This window comes from Photobacterium sp. BZF1 (assembly GCF_014349205.1).
Taxonomy (GTDB): Bacteria; Pseudomonadota; Gammaproteobacteria; order Enterobacterales; family Vibrionaceae; genus Photobacterium.
Genome location: NZ_JACSOF010000082.1, coordinates 18,109 through 28,776 on the forward strand (window position 1 = coordinate 18,109; position 10,668 = coordinate 28,776).

Below are 10,668 nucleotides of genomic sequence, written 5' to 3' on the forward strand. Positions count from 1 at the left end.
CTGTTTGTATCGAACATTATTTAAACAGTTAAGGACTTGTTATCAATTATTCTAATAAAACATGTCTCGGGTGACTGGTCATGTAACTAAAAAGATTTCATAATGCACGCAGTTTTTCATTAAATCGCTAAGGAGTAAGCGTGCTTGCATTCTTCCGTATTTTCCTCGCGGCTATTTTTATAATTTTTATGTCGCTCTTTGCACTGGTTTACTGCACCCTATTCAAGCCACGCGATCCAAAGCACGTGCATTTTTTCTGCCGCTGGTTTAACCAACTACGACGCATCGTGGGTGTCGAACTCATCCATCGAGGCCAAGAAAAAATTGTCGATACGCCAAAAGCCGTTTATATCTCTAATCACCAAAACGTTTTTGACTTCGTCACCTCACCGGGTATGCTGCCACCACGTGCCGTCTCTATCGGTAAAAAGAGCCTGCTGTGGATCCCATTCTTCGGTCAACTTTATTGGATCACAGGTAATATCCTGATTGACCGTGAAAATAAATCCAGCGCCCGCAATACCATCCAACAAGTTGCTGATGCTATCCACAAGCGCAACCTGTCAGTATGGATGTACCCTGAAGGAACCCGCAGTAAAGGGCGAGGGCTACTACCATTTAAGACAGGTGCTTTTCGCATGGCAATCGAAGCCGGTGTGCCAATCGTGCCTATGTGCGTAAGCTCGGTTCACAACAAGATTTCACTTTCCAACCGTGACAATGGCATTGTCATTGCCGAGATGATGGATCCTATTGATGTTTCCGGTTATGAGTTGGCAGACGCTCGTAAATTAGCCGACCACTGCCACGAGCTAATGGAAAAGAAAATTGCTGAATTAGATGCTGAAGTTGCCCAACTCGAGCAAGCTCGCTCAGGAAATAAAGTGACAGCCAGCTCTTAAGATACCCCGAGAATACACAAAAGGCTTGCCAATAATGGCAAGCCTTTTTAGTTTCAGCACTACACACCTTTAGTGTTCATCGCTAACAAGTAAATCGAACCCGCTTTTGAGCTGCTCACTTTGTAAGATCCTGCCGTGGCCCAATCCTTCTGTTGCAATCAAAGTCACATGTTGGTTAGCACTCGCTAGCTCAGAATGTGCATAGGAAGCAAAGCGGTCATATTTATCATGGACAATCACCGCTTTCGATCCCCTGCCCTCCAAACGATGCATCGGATCAATACTATCTAGCGGATATTGATACTGCTTGGCAATATCGTCCACAACATCATGGAAAAGCTTCATCGAATAGCCAGACTGTGCCACTGCAGACACCAGATTCTCGGTATAATTTAAGACAGGTGCAACTAACAATACAGGTTTGTCTTGTAACTGTGGATGGCGGCTTTCTAGCACCATTGCACCACCCATGCTATGGGCAACAACCCCAGCAATCGACTCCTGCTGTTCCAGAATATTGTCAAATGCTGCAACAAAGCCTGGTAAATGACCAAAGCGTCCCTCACTCTCCCCATGGGCTGGGTTATCAAAAGCCAGCGCCTTGTAGCCTGAAGCCGCTATATGTTCCATCAGTGAGTAGAACTGACGTGATGATCCTGACCAGCCGTGGCCTAGTACCCATGTCGGGCCTTCTCCCAAGCTATAGGTCATCATCATGCCTTCAGACGTTTGAACTGGCTTTTTTTCCAAGCCTGAAGGTTCTTCTACTGACTTTTTACTGCGTACAGGAGTGAGTAGTACCTTACGTGCAACACGCTTGGCATGTTCAGGGGCTAGGCGATGATGCAGGGTTGTAGTCAGGTTAATTAGCTTCCTGCGTACATCAAAGCCTCGACTTTTTTTGAAATAAATTTTGCTGCTCATACTTTTCTCATCCAACTTAAATAGAACGACCGTGCTATTCTGTTTTATTTTTTAATAGTCTTTCATCGTATTTGAGCAATACGATGAATTTCATTTCTTCGCTATATTCGCCACTGGCCTATCAGGTTATCAACTTCATGCCAGAAACGCTGGTGATCATTAGTTTCTAGCTCCATGCTCTGGAACAAATGACTACTGAGGTAAACACCATAAATCTGGTACACACACTGCCAACTATCCAAGGCCGACTTAAATTCGCCTTGCTGCTTACCTTGTTCAAACTGACGGTACAAATAGCCAAGCCAGCGCTTGGTAACTTCTTTTAACCTCAGCTGCATTGATGGCTCTTTTTCGCCTCGATCAGTCCAAGCATCCAAGAACATACAACTACCCTGAAATGAACGATTCCAAGCTAACCAGTTTGCAAGCAGAAGCCGTAACTTTTGCTCGATTGTCTCTGGTGTTTGCATACGAGCAGGTTGAATGACTCGCTCTACAAACTGTTCTCCGGCAAAGTCCAAAACAGCAATCTGCAAATTTTCCCGAGAGTTGAAATGGGCAAACAAACCGCTTTTGGACATACCTGACGCTTTAGCCAGCTGACCAATCGTCAAGCTATCAAGCCCGTCACGGCTCGCCAGCGAGAAAGCTGTATTCAAAATATGCAGGCGGGTTGCCTCTTTCTTACTCAGGGGAGCAGATTCACTGATCACATGCTATCTCTCACAAATACAATGACATATTATATTTAGCACGATCGTTCTTTTTATGAAAGATAAATTTCCTGTTGGTATAAATCGAAGAGATTGCCGAGCAGATATCATGAGTATGGCTCTGCCCGGCCACACGAGGTAACAACTAACGCTCCGCAAAGCGGAACAGACTGTCGATACGTACTGGGCAGCTCCCGACTTGGTTTACCATATCTTCCGCTTGTTTAAGCGAGTCATAGCTGCAAGGGATCCCGTAAGTATCTGTAATTGGGTACTCATTACCTTCAGCATCAATAAAGTTTACACCCCACCCTGCGCTGAGGAAATCATGCACTAAACGGGCTTCGACAATTGCATTCTCTGCCATTAACTGGCGACACTCTGACAGGACCATAATACTCTCCTAGCAGAAAGAGCCTTTACTACCCAGTTAACCCTGTTCCGCCTGGATAAAATCGGCTCTGTTAATGTTAGCTTTATTATAGCAAGGGCATAAATTATGGTTCTTCTCTGATAACCGTGTAGCAAATACGGCAAAAGTTTGGATACGTTATTGTGTGAACGACAAGAGGCGCTTGGCCTTCACTAGAGATCATCTTTTTTTGTGGTCATTTTTTGTGGTGACTAATGAAATTATCTACTATTTTATACTTGAGTGTATAAAAAACCTGCCAAACCTACTGTGAAGTTGGGACGGAAAGCCACGGGACTCATCAATATAGAGTCAGCCGGGTTGCATCTACCTTTTTCTAATTTAGGTGCATACTATGAACAAATTACATTTCTCAAATCAGTCATTGATTTCGTACCTATCCACATTTGAATCACCACAATTTAATAGAAACAGTCTATTCTCAACCGCTTAAAAAAATCGAGGTTACTAAGTAATAACTTTTGATTTCAATCACTCATTGGGAATCTAATTATGGCAAGAACAACAAAGATAATACTATTTGTAGTACTTACCCTATTCTCAAGGTACTCTTTCAGTGGAATTATTCAGACCTATGATGACCGTTCAATTTTTGAAAGCCTTACTGGTAACAATGGGGTTTTCACATTCGGTTCACCACCTTCAATTACCGAAAATACAGTTGGTGACACATACGACTATGGCCCGTTTACAGTAACAACCGAATATAACCGTTCAGCAGCAAGGCACACAAATGGTGCCTGGCGTGGGAAGCCATCGTTTAATCAAAACGACATTTTCATGTACGACAACCCACTTTCAGGATGGGGAGGATTTATCAATACTCGGGAAGGTGGCAATGGTGTCGGTATTGAAATATTAGTTGATTTTGGTGACAACATTATAGAACTCGCAGGAGGAGTCGGTATTGGGCGCGGGGCAAATTCCGCACCAAACAACGGTTACTTCGGTTTCACAACTGACATGCCATTTCAAAAAGTGATCCTCAGAAGTTGGGGTGAAGACGGTCCTAATCGTAGCGACACATATAAACTGAGTAACGTTAGTAATATCAGTGCCGAAATTCCTGAGCCAGCAACAGGGTTACTCGTTCTCGCTTCTGTTTTAGGCCTCGTTAGAATGCGCAGAAATGCAGTTAGTTGAAACACAGTACTTGTTCTTGTGAATTCGCTCTTTTTTCCCGGAGATAAAGATGAACAACAAAAAAGGCTACCAAGTGGTAGCCTTATGAGTTCTGATCTGAGGGACTGTACTTATAGGTACATTTTCGCCACATCTGAAGGTTCTTTCTCTGAACCTTCAAGCTGATCAGTCCAATTCAGGCCAACCAATACGCCATCTTCAGCCAGCGTGATCATCCAGTCTTCGACGAACACGTCCAACGGGATCATTACTGCCGTGAATTCAGCCCACTCGTCAACACAGTGAACTTTCGCATCTGCCTCGTTAGACCAGAATGGCATTACTTCAGATTCTTCGAACTCGCTAGAGTCAACAGAAAGCCAGTCACCCTCTTCATTACAAAGACCCCATACCTGCTGGCTATCTTTGGTTTCTTCAACAAACAGATCGCAATTTGCTTTAATATCTGTGGTTAACTTAGTCATTCTATTCTCTCTTATGTATGTTTATACCCAAGTGACTCGGATACAGCATCAGTAACTTGATGTGAGCTAATAATACCAGAGAATCATGACAGAAGATGTACAATTTATCGTGATATCTGCTGCTAACTTCATCAGATTATTACCTCTTTATCCTTAGCACTCAGAAGGTGGCTATACTTGTTTAGATGACCGGAACAACAATACTTAACGGGCTGTACTAGAGGATATCGCATGGCAACGGTTGACTGGCTAACTAACTTGAGTAATCAGACCATTCTGAATCCGCGATCGCACCTCATAGAAGCCCACGAGTACATCGGAGAACTTGGAGAGAGAAAGGTCGCAGTTGATTGTGCCTGCGGTAATGGCAGAGATACACTTTACCTCTTGGAGCAAGGCTATCATGTCTATGCCTTTGACAATGACCGTCCTCGCCTAGCTGCATTGTCTGAACACCCGCTGCTCGGCGCCCACCCCAACTTGGACATACAAATAAGCAGTTTTGCCGATTATGAGTTCCCTCGGGCCAACCTAATCAACGCCAGTGCCTGCCTGTTCTTTTGTACACCACATGATTTCAATATACTCTGGACCAATATTTCTAATAGCCTGAAAAAAAGCGGGATTTTTTGCGGCCATTTCTTGGGCAAAGAAGCGTTGGAGCCCAATGAAACTTTACCTATCCTAACCCACAGCCAGTTTGAGCTTGAGCAGCTATTTGCTGACTTTTACATTATTTCCTGGAAGAAGAAGCAAGAGTACTCAGCGAATCTAACCGGGAAAAAACGTCTTTGGCTGATCCATACCATCATCGCGATGAAAAAGTAACACCCAATATATCAGCCAATCTAATATGAAATAAAAAACTAGCGGTTCATGTTCGTTTTTTGTTCTTGTTTAGATGAATCCATGACAAAATAGCCATCCTCAATAGGTTCCACCAGCGTTTTCACCAAGTCACACTCAATCAATACCTTGAATGAGTGCTATTGGGTTTTTGTCTTTCATAAACTTATGTAGGTTTGCTGCTATGCACACTCAGCGTGCCGGAAATGCGCTTGCTGCATTTTCTTTTGTGCTGTGGGGGATCCTCCCTCTTTATTATCAATTTCTGCCAAGGGCAGATATCAATGATTTGCTAGCTTTTCGGATTGTTTTTTCTATTCCGTTCATGCTACTAGTGATGCTGCTATTACGTCGGCCAATGCCTAAACTTGTTGAGGTTTGGCAAGACAAGCGCTCCTTGGTAATGGCTGGCATTGCCGGTTTAACCATGTGCGTATCTTGGTATGCCTTTACTTGGGCTATTACCCATGACCAAGTACTTGCTGCGAGTTTAGGTTTCTTTATCAACCCTCTGTTTGCCATTGCGCTGGGCGTTCTGTTCCTCAAGGAGAAGCTCAGCAAAGCGCAATCAGCAGCGGTTGTTTTGGGTATTCTGGGAATTGGCTACCAAGTGTGGCACTACGGCGACCTACCGTGGATTTCATTAATCATGGGCAGCTTCTTTGCCATTTATGGCCTGTGTAAAAAACACATCCGTTACGATGCCCTTACTTCGGTAACTATAGAGGCAGTGATACTCGCGCCGTTTGCACTGTTGTACTTGGGGTATACCTATGCCAACCAAACCTCGACAGTACTCTCTGCAGACTTTACGACCCTATTGCTCTATGTAGGTTCAGCCCCAGTAACGTTGGCACCTTTGATTTTCTTTGCCCTAGCCATAAGCCGTACCAGTTTAACCATGGTTGGCCTGATGCAGTACATTGAACCGACATTGCAGTTCTTGCTCGCGGTTTTCCTGTTTGGTGAAGTGTTTGATCAAGTTAAAGCGGTTAGTTTCGGCTTCATTTGGCTAGGTTTACTTCTCTGTAGCCTAGAAGCATTAAGCGGCCTAGCGCTGAAGCGGCTAAGAACATCATAATGCCGCTAATGTAAGCCACTGAAAGTTCATTGTTATCACTTTCAGTGGCTTTATTAAGATTCCCCTATGACCTCTATTGCATAGTTGTTTTTAATTGCCATAATAATTGTATGGAATTAAATTGAGGCTCGTTGAGGTATGGATACCCACGAAATCTTTAACGACAGCTATGAGCGCTGCCAACGTAACCAACAGTTCTTCCTTATTTTCTACCGCCACTTCTGGGCAAAAGACGAAAGATTCAAAGACATATTTAAAGGTGTCGATATGGAGCGCCAGATCAGGATGCTCAAGCTCTCGATTTCAATGATTATGTTGGCGTCTACCTCAGATCAGGCAAGGGGAGGAATCCGCCGTTATGGTAAAGCCCATGGGCCTGATGGTGTAGGTATAAGGCCAGAAGATTTTGAAATATGGTTGGACTCTCTACTCGAAACTGTTCGGATCTGCGACCCAAAGTTCAATGATGAGATTGCACAGGCATGGCGGGATTGCTTCAAAGCAGGCATCGCTATAATGAAAGAGGAATGTATATAGGGAAACACCATGTCCTCAAATTTTCAGCCCGATGATACGACATCCGAACAAGACAAAAAGTCGGCCGCAATTAAACGTTCCAAGTTCGATTGGCGATATATCTTACTTATTGCGATCGCACTAATTCTTGGCGCACTAGCACTCTATTTCTCCCCAATTAAACAGAGCCGTAATTTTTATGACTATGCCGATCAAAGTATGTTGATTGGTATCCCCCATTTCTGGGATGTTATCAGCAATGCAGGTTTTCTTATCGTTGGTGTGATGGGTCTAGTCGAGAACAAACGCCACCCCCTAGCCCTGATCCCTTCAATGTCTTTTGCTTACCAACTCTTCTTCATCGGCCTTATCGGGGCTAGTTTAGGGTCCAGTATTTATCACTGGGCTCCCGGTGCCTTTACCTTGATGATAGATAGGATCCCCATTACGGTATGTTTCATTAGCCTATATTGCATCATTCTGGCTGAATACCTTTCACCCAAACTGGGTAAGGCGATGTTATTGCCAACGTTGGCCTATGGGGTGGTATCCGTAGTTTATTGGTATATGACAGATGTCATTACCGGACGTGGAGATATGGCCCCATATGTATTGGTTCAGTTACTTCCAATCATTCATATACCCCTCATCGTCTGGCTCTATCCCAACAAGCAAAACCCAACAAAATACTACCTTTACGCTCTTGGTTTGTACGTAGTTTGCAAATGGGCCGAATCAAACGATGAAGAACTGTATGCTCTGACTTCACTGCTTAGTGGCCACACCATAAAACATATCTTGGCAGCAATAGCTGGCTATTACGTCTACCTTGGCTGGAAAAAAACAGCGACAAAAAAGCCCTGCGGTTAGCAGGGCTTCATGGTAGGGCTTAGCAGCTTATTTCTTGCCGACACCACGGTTTTCTTTTTGCATCAAGGCAATCTTGCCAAAACCAAGCTTGCGGAAATGGCTATCACGGAAATCCCTCACCGCCTTGCTGCCTGAGGATACCGCTTCTACCTGCTGTTCCATTTTGAGGTATTCAGTCAAATCAATGCCTTCTGCTGCTGCCACCGCCTCATGAATCGTATGATACTGAGAGTAAGAAAACGTGATTGTTTTCTCTTCGTTCTTATAGGTATAAATAATAGTGCGCGACATAACGCCTCCAACAGCAAAATCAAGACAGGGAATTTACCCTACTTCAATTTCAGATGAAACCTTTTTTCCGGTTTGGTTTGAGCATGTCGGCATAATATGTTCAGTCATAATCTGAGCTTTTGTCATCGGCCGGTAGAAGAAGAAACCTTGTACAAACTGCACCCCTTTTTCTTGAATGAAGTCTAGCTCTTGAGCCGTCTCAACACCTTCCACGACTATTCTGGCTTGCGTAATGTGACCAAGTTGAACGACAACATCAAACAAACTCCGACCTCGCTCTGAATCTAGGTTTTCCACTAGTGATCGATCAATTTTGATCTTATCAAAGTCAAAGCGAGAGAGGTAAGCCAGCGATGAGTACCCCGTACCAAAATCATCCAAAGCAACAGAGACCCCCATTGCTTTAATCTCCTGAATGACCTCAGCCGTTCTCACCTCATCCTGGATCAGTAGTTCTTCGGTGACTTCAATCTCTACTTGGTTGTAATTCAGCTTGCTCAAATCAATGACCTGTTTGAGTGATTGAACAAACCCTTTTCTAAGCATCGTATCCGCCGATACGTTAACCGAAATAGTGAAGTTAGGCGTATTCACCATCTCTGACGCATCAGAAATTGCTTTTTCCAATACCCAAAAGTCCACATCAGAGAGTAACCCTAACTGACCAAAGGATTTCAGAAAAATCGGCCCCTTTACGCGTCCTTGAACATCTTCGTGTCGTATCAATGCTTCAAAACCAACCACTGAAGAGCTTTTGATATCTACTTGAGGCTGATAATAGAGCACAAATGATCCACTGTTTTGAAGCTGCTCCACTTCTCGCTGGGCGTTTATATTGTCCTGAATGGATGGAATAAAACTATTCAACTTAGACTTTACGGCCACTTCATCGTCCCTGAACACATGAGTGCGAAATATAGAAGACACATCTACCCCCACGGAACGCTTATCCATCACTTTAAAGAACGGGTAATAGATGGCCATCCCCAACAGAATAAGGAACAGCTGGAATATGGCGACCGACAGAGATCCCCCTGAAGAGACATATCCACTAAAAATAGGAGGTAAAAGCCAGCTGTGAACTTCACTTAATGGCGGGATCAGTCCAATGGCTGTTGCCCCGTAAGCCAGCATGAAGCTGACAAGAGGTACACTCAAGAATGGAACAATCATGATAGGATTAAAAATCACAGGAATACCGAAAAGGATAGGCTCATTGATATTGAAAATAGTCAAAATCAGAGCTGCCTTTGCAAGCAAGCGGTATCCCTTACCATTGGCAAAAAAAAGCATGCAGAGCACAAGGCTTATCGTATTACCACTGCCCCCCATTCCTGTAAAGAAATCGTAAAAGTTAGTACTGATAATGTTGAGGTCAGTGCCTAAGTTCTTCCAATCCGCCATATTAGCTATGCTGATATCGTACAGCTCTGTTTTGTACATATGCAGGATATTATGGCCATTGACCCCAACGCTCCATAAAACACCACGGATAAACTCGTAAAATAGCCCATCATAAAAGGAGGTTGGATCCAACTCAGGAAGTGTAATTTCAGGCTGAATAAATAAGGTAAAGATAAAGAAGAATAAGTGAGAAAGGAAAGTCAGTATTGCCAATGTCAGCACACAGGTGACAATCATCTGAATAGACGAATCGACAGTGCTAATAAACTTATCGATATTAAACAAACGGAGCTTATTTATTTTCGCAATAATGATACATGAAGCATATGCCGTCAGTAATGCAACAGCAAAATTATTGGGCAAAGCTATTACTGACGAAATAAAACCCCATTGCTGGGAAATAATGAAAAAGGAAGCAAGTGCACAGGAAATGGGGGCAGGTTTAGGTAATCTCAAGATTGATGAGTAATACGTTGCAAGAAAGATATTTAGCAGCAGTGGGAACATATGCCCTGTCATCTCCCCCACGTAACCGAGAGTCACACTGACACTGTCGTAACCCACTCTCCCAGAGAAGATAGAGAGCAAATTGAAAAAAGCCGCTATCAAGGAGACGGGCAATGCCATAATAAAGACATTGCTGATAGCAACTAAAATAGGATTAGTAGATAACTTTGAGAGTAATTGAGGCAATGTAAATTATCCAATTTATAAACCAAGCCGACACTTAGTCATTAGGTAAAAATCACAACTAGCGAATTGTTACTTTTAATCATATCAAATTAGATTTACAAGCACACTAAATTAAATTTATATAGCTTACTGTTACATGTTATACAGAGAGAAAAACTGCTAGCAATGTAATTAAATAACAAAAAGGCATAGCTTCATTCATACTTATCAACCCTAGCAATACTATTTAAAATTTAATACCCTAAGTCACCACTCAAAATGTATTATTAAAATAAATATCGAAATATATATTTACATTCATAAAGTGACTTGAAATAAAATTATTTCATCCGATTAAAGTAAAGAATAATTTACTGCAAATTTACACTAATAAAAATGAATCTATGTG

At 42.9% G+C, this 10,668-nt stretch carries 12 protein-coding genes and 1 riboswitch; of the genes, 6 read left to right on the top strand and 6 right to left on the bottom strand.

Features of this window, described 5'->3' with window-relative positions; genetic code table 11:
- Positions 1–140: 140 nt before the first annotated feature.
- Positions 141–902, top strand: coding sequence for a 1-acylglycerol-3-phosphate O-acyltransferase (locus tag BIZ37_RS17950; protein ID WP_187462646.1), 762 nt, complete (start codon positions 141–143; stop codon positions 900–902).
- 69 nt (positions 903–971) lie between these two features.
- Here BIZ37_RS17950 and BIZ37_RS17955 read toward each other — a convergent pair whose 3' ends face one another.
- The 3 genes from BIZ37_RS17955 to BIZ37_RS17965 all read right to left on the bottom strand — a co-directional run bounded on the left by BIZ37_RS17955 (position 972) and on the right by BIZ37_RS17965 (position 2,933).
- Entirely contained in the window at positions 972–1,826 is an 855-nt protein-coding gene (locus BIZ37_RS17955; RefSeq protein ID WP_187462647.1) for an alpha/beta hydrolase, read from the bottom strand.
- Positions 1,827–1,927: 101 nt separating this feature from the next.
- Positions 1,928–2,518, bottom strand: a complete 591-nt coding sequence (locus BIZ37_RS17960) for a TetR/AcrR family transcriptional regulator (protein ID WP_187462654.1) — start codon at positions 2,516–2,518, stop codon at positions 1,928–1,930.
- A 166-nt stretch (positions 2,519–2,684) separates the two neighbouring features.
- Complete coding sequence (locus BIZ37_RS17965; protein WP_187462648.1) at positions 2,685–2,933, bottom strand: hypothetical protein; 249 nt, start codon at positions 2,931–2,933, stop codon at positions 2,685–2,687.
- A 266-nt stretch (positions 2,934–3,199) separates the two neighbouring features.
- Positions 3,200–3,280: riboswitch (cyclic di-GMP riboswitch) on the top strand.
- 184 nt (positions 3,281–3,464) lie between these two features.
- Here BIZ37_RS17965 and BIZ37_RS17970 point away from each other — a divergent pair.
- The gene (locus BIZ37_RS17970) at positions 3,465–4,115 is read left to right on the top strand and encodes a PEP-CTERM sorting domain-containing protein (protein ID WP_187462649.1); all 651 of its coding nucleotides are present in this window, start codon (positions 3,465–3,467) and stop codon (positions 4,113–4,115) included.
- A gap of 110 nt (positions 4,116–4,225) precedes the next feature.
- On the opposite strand, the gene BIZ37_RS17975 is transcribed toward BIZ37_RS17970, so the two are convergent.
- Positions 4,226–4,579: a DUF2750 domain-containing protein gene (locus BIZ37_RS17975; RefSeq protein ID WP_107296985.1), complete on the bottom strand. Its 354-nt coding sequence runs from the start codon at positions 4,577–4,579 to the stop codon at positions 4,226–4,228.
- Positions 4,580–4,810: 231 nt separating this feature from the next.
- Between BIZ37_RS17975 and BIZ37_RS17980 the strand changes: the two genes are divergently transcribed.
- The 4 genes from BIZ37_RS17980 (at position 4,811) to BIZ37_RS17995 (ending at position 7,892) form a co-directional block, all read left to right on the top strand.
- Positions 4,811–5,407: a class I SAM-dependent methyltransferase gene (locus BIZ37_RS17980; RefSeq protein ID WP_187462650.1), complete on the top strand. Its 597-nt coding sequence runs from the start codon at positions 4,811–4,813 to the stop codon at positions 5,405–5,407.
- 202 nt (positions 5,408–5,609) lie between these two features.
- Positions 5,610–6,506: an EamA family transporter RarD gene (rarD, locus tag BIZ37_RS17985; protein WP_187462651.1), complete on the top strand. Its 897-nt coding sequence runs from the start codon at positions 5,610–5,612 to the stop codon at positions 6,504–6,506.
- 138 nt (positions 6,507–6,644) lie between these two features.
- Complete coding sequence (locus BIZ37_RS17990) at positions 6,645–7,043, top strand: globin (protein WP_187462652.1); 399 nt, start codon at positions 6,645–6,647, stop codon at positions 7,041–7,043.
- 9 nt (positions 7,044–7,052) lie between these two features.
- Positions 7,053–7,892, top strand: a complete 840-nt coding sequence (locus tag BIZ37_RS17995) for a ceramidase (protein WP_222939722.1) — start codon at positions 7,053–7,055, stop codon at positions 7,890–7,892.
- Positions 7,893–7,919: 27 nt separating this feature from the next.
- On the opposite strand, the gene BIZ37_RS18000 is transcribed toward BIZ37_RS17995, so the two are convergent.
- Together BIZ37_RS18000 and BIZ37_RS18005 are read right to left on the bottom strand one after the other, a co-directional pair.
- Positions 7,920–8,183 (bottom strand): DUF2960 domain-containing protein, encoded by a 264-nt coding sequence (locus tag BIZ37_RS18000; RefSeq protein ID WP_107296989.1) that lies wholly within the window; start codon positions 8,181–8,183, stop codon positions 7,920–7,922.
- A 33-nt stretch (positions 8,184–8,216) separates the two neighbouring features.
- The gene (locus BIZ37_RS18005) at positions 8,217–10,280 is read right to left on the bottom strand and encodes an EAL domain-containing protein (protein WP_255526804.1); all 2,064 of its coding nucleotides are present in this window, start codon (positions 10,278–10,280) and stop codon (positions 8,217–8,219) included.
- Positions 10,281–10,668: the final 388 nt, after the last annotated feature.